Below are 14,082 nucleotides of genomic sequence, written 5' to 3' on the forward strand. Positions count from 1 at the left end.
CAGTTGCGCTCGCGTCATGCACTACGGACTACCTGATCCGCCCCCGATGAGGGGACGGAACTCGCAGATTGATCGCAACCGGATACAGGCCCTAGTCGGCGTCTGTGACTGTGGCAGCGCAGGCCCGAAGAATCGGGAAGCCACCGGCCCACCGGCGGGCAGCTGTGTGCCCGCCACGCTCGGGCGCTCTCTCAGTGACCGGTGAGCATGCCTTCCCGCAGCCGGGCGAGAGTGCGCGACAGCAGCCGGGAGACGTGCATCTGGGAGACGCCCAGGCGTTCGCCGATCTGGGCCTGAGTGAGTTCTTCCACGAACCTCATGTGGATGATCTGCCGGCCCCGCTCATCGAGTTCCGCAATGAGCGGGGCCAGGGCATGGAAGTCCTCCACCAGCTCCAGAGCCTGGTCCTGGGTACCGATGAAGTCCTGCAGCGCGGCTTCGCCGTCCTCGCTACCGCTGATGGTGGCGTCCAGGGAGGAGCAGTTGTAGCCGTTCGCGGCGAGGCGGGCCTCCCGCACCTCTTCCTCGGGCAGGCTCATCAGCTCCGACAGTTCCTTCACCGTCGGGGTGCGGCCCAGGCGGCTGCGGAGTTCCTCGGTGGCGCGCGCGAGCTGGACGCGGGCTTCCTGGAGTCGGCGCGGAACGTGGACGGCCCAGGTGGTGTCGCGGAAGAACCGCTTCATCTCGCCGACGATGTAGGGGATGGCGAAGGAGGTGAACTCTGCCTCCCGGGAGAGGTCGAACCGGTCGATCGCCTTGATCAGACCGATCATGCCGACCTGGACGATGTCCTCCCTCTCCTCCGGCCCGCGGCTGCGGAAGCGACCGGCCGCGAAGCGGACCAGGGACATGTTCATCTCGATCAGCGTGTTCCGCGCGTAGCTGTACTCCGGCGTGCCCTCCTCAAGCACCGCCAGCTGGTCGAAGAACAGTTTGGACAGCTCGCGGGCGTCCTTCGGCGCCACCTGAGAAGGGTCGGCAACCTCCGGCAACCCGTGTGCCTGCGTGTCCGTTGCCGCCACGTCAATGAGCACCATGACATATCCCTCCCGCCATCGAAGCCAACCGCGCTGCCAGCCGAATGCAGCCGACGCCGCCACGCGGATACCCCCTCGTCTTGCATCCATACCTGCACTCGCACGAACGAAGGAGGGAGGGAGCACGCTTCTCGAGTGGCTCGGCGCCCAAGAGGATGCTTCAGGGACACCCCGGTCCTGAAGCACGACGGAACGGCATCACGGCCGCCGGGCCCACTGAGCAGGGGACCGAACTCGCCTCGGGTCCTGCCCATGACCTGTTCGGCGACGAGCCGAGCCTCGCCGGCGGCGTCCATCGGCTGGTAGGCGAAGGTGTGCAGGTCGTCGTCGTGCGCGGAGGGATCGCAAGGCGGCTGGTCTTCTCCCGGCCGGCGCCGCCTGCGAACGTCAAGGTCAGGGTCGGCGCCCGCGCGGCCTGGTCACAGCGGCGCAGCAGCGATCCGAGCCGGACGACCAAGTCTCGCTTGGTGACCCGGACGATGACGCCGTCAAGGATGTAGTGGGCAAAGCGGTGTCGTCCGGCGGGCCGCTGCGGCTCATGGCTGCGGGCCCGGCCCGGTGTCGGCCTGTCTGCGACGTTTGCCGTGCCAGTCCAGTATCAGGACCGTGGCGTCGTCCTTGAGGCTGCCATGGCAGGCATCAAGCACCGCGGCCGTCAGGCTCCGGACGGCTTCTCTTGGATGCAGCGCGCGGGTGGCGTGAACGACCGAGGCCAGGTCGACGGCCGCGGCACCGCGCTCCTGCATTCCGTCGGTGAGCAGGATCAGGCGGTCTCCGGGCTGCAGGTGCAGTTCCTGGAGACGGTAGGAGGTGGGCGCCGCCACACCGAAGGGCAGGTTGACGGCGAGTCTGACCTCTTCGACGGTGCCGTCGCGCAGCCGCAGTGGCCAGGGATGGCCGGCGTTGACCAGTTCGCAGAGGCCTGTTTCGAGGTCGACGCACAGCAACTGTCCGGTGGCCAGGCCGCGGTTGTGGCTCAGCAAAGCCTGGTGGGCGTGGTGGGCCCGTTTAAGGGCGTCACAGCCGCTACGGCGTGCCCGCCGCAGTGCGCCGACCAGCAGGGTGGCCAGCAGAGCGGAGTTCGTGTCGTGGCCCATGGCGTCGGTGATGGACAGGTGCAGGGTGCCTCGGTCGAGCGTGTAGTCGTAGGTGTCGCCACCGATGTCGTCGGCAGGGACCAGCCCGGCGGCGAGGGTGAACTGGTCCGCCTCGCAGCAGGGGGCCGAGGGAAGCAGCTGGTGCTGGATCTCCGCGGCCAGGCTGGTCTCGGTGGTGCGCCGGCCCAAGTGGTACAGATCGGTGAAGCGGCGGTCCGTGACGATGACGTAGGCCAGCGCATGTGCCGCCTCGCGCACTTGTCGGAGCACGGTGTCGTCGGCGGACTGCAGGGTCACCTCCAGGACGCCGATGCAGTCACCGCGGTTGGTGACCGGCGTGATGACGCGCCGTCCGCCCTGGCCGTCCGGTTCCACATACTGGTGCTGGCTCTTCAGAACACTGTCTTAGACGCTGCCCTGCAGGTCGATCGGCTCGGCATGGTCCGCGACATCACCGTCGGCCGCGGCGAGCCGTACCAGCCGCTGACCGATGAGGTCGACGAACAGGAAGGACACCTGCTCCGCACCGAATCGCTTTTGCAGGTCGTGTGCCACCACGTCCACGGACTCACCGGGCGGCGCCGCCTCCGCAGCGGCCAGCAACTCGCCCAGTTCCAGATCTCCACCGTCCACAGCAACCTCCCATCGACTGCCACAACTTTTTCCCCAAGTTTTCGCAACCTCACCTGATGCGTCCGTCTTGCCTGGTCAGGACAGTGAGTCAGGCCGGTGCGGGCAGGTCCCGGGTCCACCGGGTGGCGTCCGCGGGCGACCGGACGGCAGTGCGTCGGCAGCCGAGGGATACGGAGGAGGCAGCATGTCGACACACGGTGAGCGGTCCGGAGCGGGCCGGTGCCGCTTGGATGCGCGGTGGTTGCCGGACCGCCGCCGTCTTCGTCTGCCGCCGTGATCCCTTGCCCGTCACCCCGCAGGCGCTTCAACAAGCGGCTCGACCTGCTCTCCGGCCGACCGTGCGGGAGGGCGGGTGTACGACGGTCAGCGCGCTGCTCACGCTTCCGGTGTGCCCCGGCCAGGCCCGCCCGGCGAGTCCGCTGTCTGTCGTCGGGGCGTGTCGCCGGAAGAGGAGAAGCGGCACATCGCACCGGGGCCGGGCCGTGCCTGGTTCGCCGGGGCGCGGGCCGTGCAGGGCGCAGCCGCCGGGCCACCGCGACAGCTCGGTGGACAGGGCAGCACCGTCGTCGGCTTCGTCCGACCGCCAACCCGTGACGTCCGGGAGCAGAGCGTCAAGGGTTCGTCGCCCGCGCGATCTACCACCACCTGCTTCACATGTCCCACCGCCGAATCGCTCCCACAGACCGCTTGCCGATCCGTAGGAGCTTCACCGGCCACCCGTCTTCCCCACCTCAGCCGGCCGCGAACTCCGGCTCCCACGGCCGTGGCCCCACACCGTCCTGCCAGCGCAGGAGTTCTTGACCGTCCATGCAGACGATGCCGCACTGTTCGGCGTACTCGATCGCGGGAGCGGTGAAGTCGCTGGTGGTGACCACGACGGCGACATCGGCCTCGTGAACGGTGAAACACGTGCCGCCGAACCGCTGCATGTCCTGGGAACCGACCCGGTTGGCGTCGCAGTACCGCTTGCACTGAATGACGACCAGGCGCCCGTCCGGCGTCCTCGCCACGACGTCGGCGCCCAGATCACCGGCTCCGCCCACGGCGTCCACGTCGAGGCAGCCGTCGCGTCGGCACAGTCCGGCTATCGCCTGCTCGAACTCGGCGGGATCCAGCGCCTCGTAGGAGATCTCCTCAGCGTTCGCGAACACGTCGTTCACGGACTCCGGGAGAGGGGCGGTCCGTTCCACGTCGAGGCGACCGCCGCAGGGATCGGTCCGTGCTGCCACGGGGCCGCCGGCAGGAGTCGGTGGAGCGGTGTCGAGGACTTCGACCGCCGTCTCCGTGGCCTCGTCCAGGGCTTCCGCGGCGTGGCGTGCGAGCCTCGCTGCCGATAGCCGGCGCCCTCTACGGCAGCCGGCCACGACACCGCCGACGCCCACGAGGACGAGTGCGACGGCCCAGGCAGGATGGTGCTCGACGACGGCCGTCGCGGTACGGACGGCCGTGCCCACCAATATCAGGATGACGGCGAGAAGAACGAAGTACAGGGCCGTCGCCCGGAGTTCGAACCGGCGGGAGCGGCGCCCGGAACGCGAAGCACGTGCGGGTACGGCCATGGTGATGTTTCCTCCCCGAGGACGTCAACAAAGATCAAGAGGCGTCTGCCCCGGTACGGGAGGTTCTATCGAGCCAGTGAGATCACCCGTGTCTCCGTGCTTCCACACCGTCGACGAGGCTTACGCCGCTGGATCTGACCGCCGACGAACGCTCGGTGTTGGAGGGTTGGGTGCGGCAGCGCAGGTCCGCGCAGGACATGGCGATGCAGGCCCAGGGGATCCTGGCCTGCGACGAGGTCGGGGAGGACGGCTTTCCCGTGTCGACGGGTGTGGTGATGGAGCGGGTCGGGGCGTCCCGTGACACCGCCTCGAAGTGGCGTAAGCGGTTCCTGTCGGGCCGTCTCGACGGGCCGCCGGACGAGCCGCGACCGGGGCCGGCCCGCACGGTGCTGGACGAGCAGGTCGCCGATCCGATCGCCCGGACCCTGGAGACGAAGCCGGAGAACGCACCCACCGGTCGGCCCGCAGGTCTTGCACCTGTATTTCCCCGCAGGAAGCGGGACGTCTTTCCTTGGACGACCGACGCACAGGCGACGGCAGCGCCGAAACGGCTTGTGCCTTCAAGATCGAGCTTGCGCGCAGGCCGCCGGAACGCACACCCGGACCGCCCCCCACGCACCCACCCGGTCGGTCGGCCGGAGCAACAGCGCCAACCGCGGAGCCCGGACATGCGCAAAGTCTCCTTGCACACCGCCCCGGAGACGTCATCTCTCCCCCGCTCCCCTCCTTCCTGTCCCGAAGGAGACGGTCTGCCGGCGTTTCACGGTCTTTACGCGAGGAAAGGAGTGGCGGAGCGGGCCCGCTCCCACATGCCGGGCAGCTGTTCCTCGGGACGCTGCTGCTCACCGTGCAGGGCGTTGAGGATCACCAGGCATCCGGTCAGGGCCGGCACGGCCCACTGCGCATAGGCCAGCTGCCGCCGGGCCTTGTCGACGTCGATGGGATGCTGCCGCGCCTTCTCGACGTCCTGCGGGTCCGATGAGGAGGCCAGCTCGATCTTCTTGCCCAGGACGCGGGTGTAAGCGGTGGCGGCCAGAGCCCCGGCGGTGACAACGGTCTTGGCCGTGGTGGAGGAGGCCACGCCCTTCTGCAGGGCGACCCGGTGGGTGTTCACCGCGAGCAGCCCGCCGCCGCCGAACAGGTGCGCGCCGATGGCAGCGGCGTTGACCGGCGTCCACTTCGCCCAGCCTGATGAGGCGATCCGTGCCTTGGCCTGCCCCGTTCCGCCTTCCTCCCTGGCCGCGCCGTTCAGGCCGACCGCGCCCATGAGTGAGCCGCCGAACCAGGCGGCCAGGCCCAGATCGTGCAGGCTGCGGATCCAGGTGTTGCGTTCGGACACGAGAGCGCTCCTTCGAAAGGCGGTGAGCCGACAGGAATGCCGAGCACTCCTTCACCCTCACCCAGCACTGCTCCAGCTGCCATTGCTGCTGACCCGGGCGGGTGCTCCCTTGCGCATCGCAGCTCATCAGACGGAGTCGTGTGCAGGCACAGATCCGGACGACCTCTTTGCTGCCACAGGGGCGAACACCCCGGACGAAGACAGTGAACTTTTTCCAACCTGCTGGGTGGGCAGCCCCGTTGAGTGACAGACGGGCGTGATCTCAAGCGGGTACGTCGCTACCACGCGGACTACGGAGTTGGACCAGCGGGTCCACCGTCGTCCTCGATGGACCCGCTGACTCAGCTGGGGCGGGACGAGGCCCGAGGGACACCACGTGACTGGCCCCCGAGGCCCGAGTCGTGTCCGGGGGCCGGCCAGGAGGGGTCGGTACCCCATGGGGTGGCTTCGGCGTCGGTCAGGAGAAGCACTTGCGTCCGGTGGGCGGTGCCGTCCTGGAGGAGGTGGACGTGAGCGGGGTGTGCGCGGCCCTTCAAGGAGAGCGAGTCATCGAGACGAGCCGGTCCCGGGTGTCGGCGGTGCACCGGGCGAGGACGACGGGGCGAAGCAACCAGGCCCGAATTAACCAACAGCATTCTCCCAGCGCCGGATCGTCCGGCTCAGCGTCCGTCGCCGTCGGGGCGGTCGCAGTTCTTGACCGCCCGCTCGATCTTGTACGCGATGCCGATGAAGGCCTCGATCTCTTCCGCCGTCAGGTCTCGCACCGAGGCCTCCTCCAGGGTCCGCCACATGGCCGCAATCGGCTTCTTCATGGCGCGTCCCTTGTCGGTGAGGTGGACGACCATCACCCGCCGGTCGTGCTGGGCCGGTTCCCGGGTGAGCAGGCCCGCCTCCTGCATGCGGCGCAGCGACTTGGAGACGGTGGAGTGGTCCAGGCCGACACTTTCGAGGAGTTCGGACTGGGTCTGGCCGTCCTTGTCGAGCAGCTGCATCAGCAGCAGTTCCTGTCCGGGGTGCAACTGCATCTCCCGGAGCATGGCAGCGGCCCTGCCGCGGTGGGCGCGGGAGAGTTGGAACACCGCAAAGCTCAGTCGCCCCTCGCCGGCCGTGCCCGGGGCCTGCGGGACAGGTGGTGCGGTGTCGGTCATCGCTCCTCCTCAGACTGCAAGGGCGGGGTAGTCGGTGTATCCGACCGCGCCGCCACCATAGAAGGTGGCCGGGTCGGGGGTGTTCAGCGGTGCTCCGGAGCGTACCCGCTCGACCAGGTCGGGGTTGGCCAGCGCCAGCGCGCCGACGGTGACGACATCTGCGCGCCCGTCGGCGATGTCCTGGGCGCGGGTGGGCAGGTCGGCTCCGGCCCGGTTGAGGACCAGGACGGTCGGCCACAGCCCGCGCAGGGTGTCCAGCAGCTCCTCGTCGCCGACGTGGGCGACGTGCAGGTAGGCGAGGTTCAGCGGGACGAGGGCGCGGACGAGGGCCGGGTACAGCTCGCGGGTGTCGTCCTCCTCGATGTCGTTGAACGGGTTGCCGGGGGAGATCCGGAATCCGGTGCGGCCGGCGCCGATCTCCTGCACCACCGCGGCGGCCACCTCCACCGCGAAGCGGATGCGGCCCTCGACGGAGCCGCCGTAGCGGTCCGTGCGACGGTTCGCGTTGGTGGACAGGAACTGGTGCGCGAGATAGCCGTTGGCACCGTGGATCTCGACGCCGTCGGCACCGGCCGCCACAGCGGCTGCGGCGGCGCGCCGGAAGTCCTCCGCCGTCGCGGCCACCTCGCCGGTGGACAGTGCCCGCGGCTCCGGCATCCCCAACGGCCCGGAGGCGGTGAACATCGCGCCCGCCGGCCGGACCGCGGACGGGGCCACCGGCTGCCGGCCGTGCGGGGTGTTGTCGGGGTGGGCGATCCGACCCGTGTGCATCAACTGGATGACGATCCGTCCGCCGGCCGCGTGGACGGCGTCGGTGACCTTGCGCCAGCCGGCGATCTGCTCCTCGGAGTGGATGCCGGGGGTCAGCAGATAGCCCTGCCCGTCGGCGGAGGGCTGGGTGCCCTCGGTGACGATGAGGGCGTGCGAGGCGCGCTGGGCGTAGTACTCGGCGTTCAGCTCGGTGGGGACGCCTTCCGGAGTTGAGCGGTCCCACGTCATCGGAGCCATGGCCAGCCGGTGCGGCAGGGGGATGTCGCCGATGGCGGCCGGCGTCCACAGGACGTCCAGTGAGGTGTGGGGCATTGCGGTTCCCCTAAAGGGGCGGCCCGACCTGGGAAGGCCGGGCTCGGGTGGGTTTCAAGCGACGGTGAGGACGAGCTTGCCGTGGCCGGCGTCGCCGGCCTGCTGAGCCTCGGCGGCCTTGCGAGCGGGTAGGTGGCGCGGACCGTGGTGACCAGCTCACCGGCGGCGGCCTGCCGGGCGAGTTCGGCCGGCCGGGTGGCCGACTTGTGCTGAGGGCCCTCGGCGAAGACGACGCCCAGCTCCTGGGCGCGGAAGTCGGCGGTGGTGACAATCCGGTTGGTGCCGCCGCGCAGGGTGAGGGAGCCCTCGAGCGCACCCTTGCCGACTGCGTCGAACACTGCGTCCACCCCGTCGGGATCGCGGTCTCGGTCTCGGTCTCGTGCAGGATCTCGGTGCCGCCGAACCGGTCGAAAACGATGGCCTTCATGACAACTCCTTGATCACCTCACGACCACCGCACCATTTAAGTGGCTGGCCACATAAAAATAGCACCCTTTAGGTGGCTAGCCAAGTACCTGGGTCCGATCCGCTGCCGACACAGTCCGCACCGAACCCGGAACCACCGAGAGGCAACTGCCTGAGAGCATCTCCTTCGGCTACGCCGACGGGGCCGCGCCGATAAACCACGTCACGACCGAGCGGGCCGCACTCGAAGATGCAGCGAGTCCTCCAGAGAACGACCGCATTCACAACGAGACCCGGCGAGCCCAACTGATCTTCCAGCCCGTCCCGGTACGCCTGGACGTCGGTCACGCTGATGACTCGCCGTCCGACCCGGCCGCTGAAGAAGCGGTCCGCGCGGGTGCCTTCCCCGCAGGTTCCGTCCGTGCCGGTGCGGATCCGGACTCACTCTCGCGGCATCCGTCCGGCCCTGGGTGCGAAGTAGTCAGGTCAAGCCGACCAGTTGGGCACTGTCGAGCCAAGGCGCGTCTCGGGCATCGTCGTTGCGCGCAAGCTCGGAGGGCGGGGTCCAGATGTGCTTGTCGTTGACGACTCGGCCGTAGTACTGGCCGGCCGGAGGGATGATCTTCCCCGGAGCGACATCGGCCAGAGCGGTACCGACAGCGTCACGGGTGTTGAAACGGGGATGCATTCGGGCGCCGCTACTGAGCAGTCGCCCCAGCAGGCGCAGCGGGGGCGGGGTGTCGCGCAGGAGCCCGGTGCCGGGTTGTGGGGCCGGGGTCGAACGCGACCACGCGCCAGTCGCCGTCGAGCGCCTCGGGGCGGGCAGTCAGTGCGCGGGCGGTCAGGACGTTGCACAGTTTGGACGATACGCATGTGCGGCCACCGACGGCCCGCGGTTCGGTGTCGCACTGTGGGTCGTTCTCGGGGTGGGCCAGCAGGAGGTCAGTCCGCGTACACGACGATCAGGCACAGAGCCACGAACGGCACGACGGAGGAGCCGAGCAGCGCCAGCACTGCCGGGACCGCCGCCGTCAGCCGCTCCCTGCCCTTGCGCCGGCCCGAGCGGAACACCACGCGGGCCAGGAGGAGCGGCAGCGCCAGCAGGACCAGGAAGATCGCCGGAGCCGAGAGCCTGCTGAACACGGTGGTGCCGGTGTCGGTGACCAGGTGCCGGACGGTTATACCGAAGACGACTGCCGGGCCGGCCAGCAGGACGAACGAGAGGACCGACGCCACGGCGACGGTCAGTCCTTCGGTCAGCCGCTCGGCACGCGCACGCTTCCGGCTCACTTCCGTTATCCCGCTGTCCCCCATGCCCATCCCCAGGTGCCGCAGTTCGGTGTCGCCAGCGCTCCGGTCGAGCCGCTCAGCCTGTGGCCGGCAGGACGACAATGCCCGGGCCCCATGATCGTGGACACGATGATCTCACGTGCCCACCGGCCCGTCGGTGCCCTGTACGCCTCCGTGCGGCTCGCGTCCGCCCGGCCGGCGCCCCGTTGTCCGGTCGGCCTCGCATCCGCTGGGCAACGCGCGCCGTCCCGCCCGGCGCTACACCGTCACACACTTCGTTCAACGTCACTCGCTGAAGTAGGCCTCCTTGAGTCCTTCGACGGTGATCTCCTCCAGGCGCCGGTCAGTGGCGCCTTGCTGCTGGGCGTCGAAGAGACGGGCAGTGTACTGCGGCGGGAGAGCGACGGTCAGGTGCCGGATGCGGTCCTGGTCCGTCGACCCGATCGACGCGGTACAGCCGAGCCGGGCGCGGGTGTCGATAACGATGCCGCCCGTCGTGGCCGCCTTCTGCCGGGCCTTGGCCCGCACCTGTGGCTGCCACCGCCTCTTCACCTCGCGCTCCGGACCCGCGGCGAGGTCGGGGCGGGGCTTCTTGCTCTGGTCCTTCACATACCGCTCGACAGTGCGCTGGAAGATCCGCAGCATCTGGGCGACCGCCTCGGTGCCCTTGAGCTGCTTGGCCAGGTACCGCATCTGCGGGCCGGCGCTCTTGGACGCCGGACAGGTGAAGGCCTTCTGCACCACGGCGTCCAGGCCGCCCCCGAACAGGGTCATCGCCCTCTCCTGCTCTCCGTTCATGTCGGACCGCCCCGTTCTCCCGAACAGTGCCGTGTTCCGGTGTGCGGGACACGTGCGGGACACGTGCGGGAAGGTAGTTGTCTCGGGTCCTGGGCGCCAGGACTCCGTTTTCCGCCGTCAAGGACGGCCGGGGATGGATGACGCCGGCGGGCCCGGAGGGGAACGAGTTCCGCGTCGAGCGCGGCGCCACCGACCGTACGGCCTGACGGCTCAGCAGCCGCCGGGCCCCGGATCCCCACTCCGCAGCCGGTCCTTGCCGACCGGAAAGAGCGGAGTCCAGGGCAGTGCCGTGCGCCAGTTGTCGCCGCCGCGCATCCAGTCCCCGATGACCTTGGCCACCGGCTCGGGCCCGACGATGTCCCCCTGCCACGGCACATGCGCCTCGAAGTGCAGGTGGTCACCGCCCTCGCGGTACTCGACCTGGTAGCTGAAGTCGTCGTTCAGGTAGACCTGCATGAAGTGCTGGTCCACCGGTTCCCTGCCGGTCCGCTCGACGATCACGAACGGGTGCGACAGATTCATGTCGGCGAGCAGATCGTGGACGGCCGCCTCCGACGGATCGCCGATGGACTTCCCGCCGGCTTCGATGGCCCGGATCAACGGTTTGGTCATGCAGACGACTGTAAAAGCGCGGTCCGACAATCGGGCCGCGCAGTCGGCCGGTTCCAGTGCCAGTGCCTCCTCTGCCACGCCTGGTGCTGTGGCCGGGAAGGTCCGCCGGGTTGAGTACGCTGAGCCCCGCTGCGGCGGACGAGGAGGGCGTGCGTGACGCGGAAACCGCCGATGGACGAGGCCGTGGGACTGCTTGAGGGCGAACTGGGGGTCGAGCGGCGAACGCTTGCCGACCTGGACACGGAAGCCGCCTGGCTTGCCTTCCTCCGCTTCGGTCGACGGCTGTTCGACGTCCCCGACACGACCGATGCTGATGGCCTCCTGTTCCAGTACGGGACCTACTCGTTCAACGGTCCTGTGAGGTTCACACTGGACCTCGCCCGACAGTTCGAAGTTGCCGACAGCGACGGCGATCACGACCACTATGTGCAGGTCCACTGCGAGCTTCGATACAGACCCGCACCCGCTCTGCAGGCGTTGGGAAGCTTCGACTCGTGGTTCTTCCGCGGGGGTGGGGATGAACTCGACGAGTGGGCCCAGGGGCTGGGCCGGCGAGCGGACCGGGCAACGATCCGCAGATTCAAGCCCGTCGAGATCAGGGTGTACCAGGAGCGGGTGTAGTCGCTCAGGCAGCTGCTTTGGCGTGGTGCCCGCCCCAGCGGATTCCTTTCTCGCCGCGGATGCGGGCACGCTCGCGTCGTTGGGCTGCCAGGAGATCAGGGTGGCGGACATGTCTGTTGCGCCAGTGCAGGTAGGCGTGCAGTGCCCGGGTCCGGACGGTGTGGTTGAAATGGTGCGAGTTGGCCAGGGTGGTGCGACATCGCGAGGCGGACAGCGCCGCACCGATCTGGCGCATGGTCGACGAATCACCTGCCCTGCGGAGTACGAGAAGTCGGTGAGGCCGCGCCATGCAGAGTCGCCGGCAACGGCCATAGCCGGCGATCTCGACCTGCCACAGACCACAACGGCCTGCCGGACGATCGCGAGGTTCGTGATCGACGCCTGTTCACTGGCCCGTGAGGCGGCCGATCCGGAGGCCGCGGTGGGACGAGATCTTCCGGATGATCGAGGCCGCCTGGGAGGTCACCTGTCCTTCTCTACGTGCGTGAGGAACCGTTCCTCCAGGTAGGACAGGGGCCGGTTGGGGATGAGGAGCCTCAGCATGCCTGCCGGGACGGTGGAGGCCGATCCTGGCGTGTCGCGGGCCGTGCTGCGGGGGCACCAGGCGACGGCCGGGCGGCTGGGAGGCTAGGCGGGCCTCGCGCAGCTCCTCCCACGGCGTGCAGTCCTCCACCGGGGGCAGCCCATTGGCGGCGATGTCCTCCAGCCGGCCCACACCCGCAGCCGGGTGTAGACGCCCGCCGGTTCCCGTACTTCTCCGGCAGGTGCACCCACTGCCTCCCGGTCTGGAATCTGAAGGCGATCGCGCCGATCACCTCACGGTGATCCCTTCACCGGCCACTCCGCTTTGGCGTCCGCTCCGGGAGTAACAGCTCGCTCCACGCCCCCTGCGCGTCAGTCAGCGGCACATCCGGATCAACGGCCGGCTGGTCCCAACGAAACTGCCCAGCACTTTTGCCCGGCGGCCAGGGCCTGCCTCCCGTCTCCGACCGGGATCCCTGACCTGGCTGCGGTGGTGTCGGACCGGCGAGGCCGGGCGCAAGACCCCGCGTTTCCTCTCAGCCGCGGTCAATCCGACGACGAAGCCGCGTGACGGAAGGACGTCAGCTGCTCGTGGTCAAGTCGGCGCAGCGGATCACGACACCGGGGAGGCTGCCCTCCTCGGCCAGCAGCCGGCGTTGCGTACGCGCCCCATTGCCCTGTTCGAGGAGGCGGGCGATGCCCTCGCGGACGAGATCGTCGTCGCCGTGGTCCACCAGCGCCTCGCGAACGTGCCGGTACATGGCCTGGACCGCCCTGGCCGCGGAGGTCTCGCGCATGGTCTCGGGGTGCAGGAGGGGGCCGTCGAGACCCGAGCGTCCCGCTCGCCATGAGGCCAGGCGCAGCAGACCCGTCCCGACCCTGGCCGGCGGTACGTCGTCCTGCCAGGCCCGGGCGGACGTCTCCACCAGGGCACGCGCGAGCGCGGCCAGCAGCACAGGTACAGAAGCGTCCAGGCACACATCCGCCACACGGATCTCCACGGTGGGATACGAGGCGGAGAGCCGGGCATCGAAGTAGATCATGCCCTCGTCACGGAGGACCCCCGTCTCGACCATGGCGGTGACCTGCTCGTGGTAGCGGTCGGCGGACCCGAAGATCTCGACCGGACCGGCGGACGGCCAGCGGTTCCACACCCGGCTGCGATAGCTGCCGTAGCCGGTGTCCTGCCCCTGCCAGAAAGGCGAGTTCGCGCTCATCGCCGTCAGAACCGCCAGCCACGGGCGTATACGGTCCAGGACAGCCACACCCTCCTCGTCGGAGTCCACCGACACGTGCACATGGCAGCCACAGGTCAACTGCTCCTGAGCCGTCACCCCGAACTGCTCACCCAGCCACCGATAACGGGTACCGGTACTCAGCGACGGCTCGACGGCCAACGGCGAAGTCGCCACAGCCGCCACCCTCGCGCCGGCAGTGCCCGCGTGCCGCGCCGCCTCCCTGCGGCAGCGGGCGATCTCCTCCTGGAGCCGGCCCATCTCCGTCACCGGCTCGGTCGCGAACTCCACCTGCTCCTGCTGAAGCTCCTCCTCGAACTGGTGGCCCTTCGCACCGTCCCCGCCGTGCTGCCAGGCCCCGCGGTCGGCAGCCGCGAGCGCCGCGCCGGAGACGGCGACCGGCGCACCACTGTTCGGGTCCACCAGCAGCAGTTCCTCTTCCACACCCACACTTCGCATGCCGTCGCCCCTTGTCTCCTGCTCACCGGTCCTCCGGCCCCGCCCGGATCGTGGCAGGCAGATGCCCCCGCGACGACGCATCATGCCTGGAGGAGCAGCCGGGCCCCCCGCCGGCGGCAGCGGAGCCTCGATGCATCCACCGGTGGCCCAGCACACGGAGGCAGGCTGCTGAACGGTTGCCGGGTCGGGGACATTACAGCCTGGGGCAGCCGGAAGACACTACTGCTCCGGAAGACACAAAGTG

10 protein-coding genes and 6 pseudogenes are annotated in these 14,082 nt (G+C 69.3%); 3 read left to right on the top strand and 13 right to left on the bottom strand.

Translation table 11 applies throughout. The features are described from left to right. Positions 1-191: 191 nt before the first annotated feature. The 3 genes and pseudogenes from ACFYQA_RS19430 to ACFYQA_RS19440 all read right to left on the bottom strand — a co-directional run bounded on the left by ACFYQA_RS19430 (position 192) and on the right by ACFYQA_RS19440 (position 4,326). Positions 192-1,037 (bottom strand): RNA polymerase sigma factor SigF, encoded by an 846-nt coding sequence (locus tag ACFYQA_RS19430; RefSeq protein ID WP_388919042.1) that lies wholly within the window; start codon positions 1,035-1,037, stop codon positions 192-194. 536 nt (positions 1,038-1,573) lie between these two features. Continuing rightward, positions 1,574-2,767: pseudogene (locus ACFYQA_RS19435) on the bottom strand (PP2C family protein-serine/threonine phosphatase). Positions 2,768-3,498: 731 nt separating this feature from the next. Then, positions 3,499-4,326, bottom strand: a complete 828-nt coding sequence (locus ACFYQA_RS19440) for a restriction endonuclease (RefSeq protein WP_388919045.1) — start codon at positions 4,324-4,326, stop codon at positions 3,499-3,501. Positions 4,327-4,529: 203 nt separating this feature from the next. On the opposite strand from ACFYQA_RS19440, the pseudogene ACFYQA_RS19445 reads away from it, so the two are divergent. Then, positions 4,530-4,718: pseudogene (locus ACFYQA_RS19445) on the top strand (helix-turn-helix domain-containing protein); the annotation flags it as partial. Between the two features lie 377 nt (positions 4,719-5,095). On the opposite strand, the gene ACFYQA_RS19450 reads toward ACFYQA_RS19445, so the two are convergent. From ACFYQA_RS19450 to ACFYQA_RS19485, 8 genes and pseudogenes are all read right to left on the bottom strand, one after another. Then, on the bottom strand, positions 5,096-5,665 hold the full coding sequence (locus ACFYQA_RS19450) for a hypothetical protein (RefSeq protein ID WP_388919048.1): 570 nt from the start codon (positions 5,663-5,665) through the stop codon (positions 5,096-5,098). A 659-nt stretch (positions 5,666-6,324) separates the two neighbouring features. Continuing rightward, on the bottom strand, positions 6,325-6,813 hold the full coding sequence (locus ACFYQA_RS19455; RefSeq protein WP_388919051.1) for a MarR family winged helix-turn-helix transcriptional regulator: 489 nt from the start codon (positions 6,811-6,813) through the stop codon (positions 6,325-6,327). A 9-nt stretch (positions 6,814-6,822) separates the two neighbouring features. Beyond that, complete coding sequence (locus tag ACFYQA_RS19460) at positions 6,823-7,896, bottom strand: alkene reductase (RefSeq protein WP_388919054.1); 1,074 nt, start codon at positions 7,894-7,896, stop codon at positions 6,823-6,825. 54 nt (positions 7,897-7,950) lie between these two features. Further along, a pseudogene (locus ACFYQA_RS19465) lies at positions 7,951-8,255 on the bottom strand (zinc-binding dehydrogenase); the annotation flags it as partial. 527 nt (positions 8,256-8,782) lie between these two features. Continuing rightward, complete coding sequence (locus tag ACFYQA_RS19470; RefSeq protein WP_388919057.1) at positions 8,783-8,989, bottom strand: hypothetical protein; 207 nt, start codon at positions 8,987-8,989, stop codon at positions 8,783-8,785. A 254-nt stretch (positions 8,990-9,243) separates the two neighbouring features. Beyond that, positions 9,244-9,591 (bottom strand): hypothetical protein, encoded by a 348-nt coding sequence (locus tag ACFYQA_RS19475; RefSeq protein WP_388919060.1) that lies wholly within the window; start codon positions 9,589-9,591, stop codon positions 9,244-9,246. Positions 9,592-9,879: 288 nt separating this feature from the next. Further along, positions 9,880-10,365: pseudogene (gene tpg / locus ACFYQA_RS19480) on the bottom strand (telomere-protecting terminal protein Tpg); the annotation flags it as partial. A gap of 234 nt (positions 10,366-10,599) precedes the next feature. After that, positions 10,600-11,001 carry a hypothetical protein gene (locus ACFYQA_RS19485; protein ID WP_388919063.1) on the bottom strand — a complete coding sequence of 134 codons (402 nt, stop codon included), beginning with the start codon at positions 10,999-11,001 and terminating at the stop codon, positions 10,600-10,602. Between the two features lie 171 nt (positions 11,002-11,172). Between ACFYQA_RS19485 and ACFYQA_RS19490 the strand changes: the two genes are divergently transcribed. Then, on the top strand, positions 11,173-11,622 hold the full coding sequence (locus tag ACFYQA_RS19490) for a hypothetical protein (RefSeq protein ID WP_388919066.1): 450 nt from the start codon (positions 11,173-11,175) through the stop codon (positions 11,620-11,622). Positions 11,623-11,626: 4 nt separating this feature from the next. On the opposite strand, the pseudogene ACFYQA_RS19495 reads toward ACFYQA_RS19490, so the two are convergent. Beyond that, positions 11,627-11,812: pseudogene (locus ACFYQA_RS19495) on the bottom strand (IS630 family transposase); the annotation flags it as partial. Between ACFYQA_RS19495 and ACFYQA_RS19500 the strand changes: the two are divergent. Further along, positions 11,799-12,110: pseudogene (locus tag ACFYQA_RS19500) on the top strand (TetR/AcrR family transcriptional regulator); the annotation flags it as partial. The pseudogenes ACFYQA_RS19495 and ACFYQA_RS19500 overlap by 14 nt on opposite strands. Positions 12,111-12,725: 615 nt before the next feature. On the opposite strand, the gene ACFYQA_RS19505 reads toward ACFYQA_RS19500, so the two are convergent. After that, positions 12,726-13,838 (bottom strand): glutamate--cysteine ligase, encoded by a 1,113-nt coding sequence (locus ACFYQA_RS19505; protein WP_388919069.1) that lies wholly within the window; start codon positions 13,836-13,838, stop codon positions 12,726-12,728. Positions 13,839-14,082: the final 244 nt, after the last annotated feature.

The sequence above is a fragment of the Streptomyces sp. NPDC005774 genome (assembly GCF_042871645.1).
Classification (GTDB): Bacteria; Actinomycetota; Actinomycetes; order Streptomycetales; family Streptomycetaceae; genus Streptomyces; species Streptomyces pratens.

Excerpts from the sequence above, each read along its gene's own strand:
- ACFYQA_RS19470 (WP_388919057.1), bottom strand. The coding sequence starts at position 8,989 with ATGCATCCCCGTTTCAACACCCGTGACGCTGTCGGTACCGCTCTGGCC.
- ACFYQA_RS19460 (WP_388919054.1), bottom strand. The coding sequence starts at position 7,896 with ATGCCCCACACCTCACTGGACGTCCTGTGGACGCCGGCCGCCATCGGC.
- ACFYQA_RS19430 (WP_388919042.1), bottom strand. The coding sequence starts at position 1,037 with ATGGTGCTCATTGACGTGGCGGCAACGGACACGCAGGCACACGGGTTG.
- ACFYQA_RS19490 (WP_388919066.1), top strand. The coding sequence starts at position 11,173 with ATGGACGAGGCCGTGGGACTGCTTGAGGGCGAACTGGGGGTCGAGCGG.
- ACFYQA_RS19485 (WP_388919063.1), bottom strand. The coding sequence starts at position 11,001 with ATGACCAAACCGTTGATCCGGGCCATCGAAGCCGGCGGGAAGTCCATC.
- ACFYQA_RS19505 (WP_388919069.1), bottom strand. The coding sequence starts at position 13,838 with ATGCGAAGTGTGGGTGTGGAAGAGGAACTGCTGCTGGTGGACCCGAAC.
- ACFYQA_RS19455 (WP_388919051.1), bottom strand. The coding sequence starts at position 6,813 with ATGACCGACACCGCACCACCTGTCCCGCAGGCCCCGGGCACGGCCGGC.
- ACFYQA_RS19440 (WP_388919045.1), bottom strand. The coding sequence starts at position 4,326 with ATGGCCGTACCCGCACGTGCTTCGCGTTCCGGGCGCCGCTCCCGCCGG.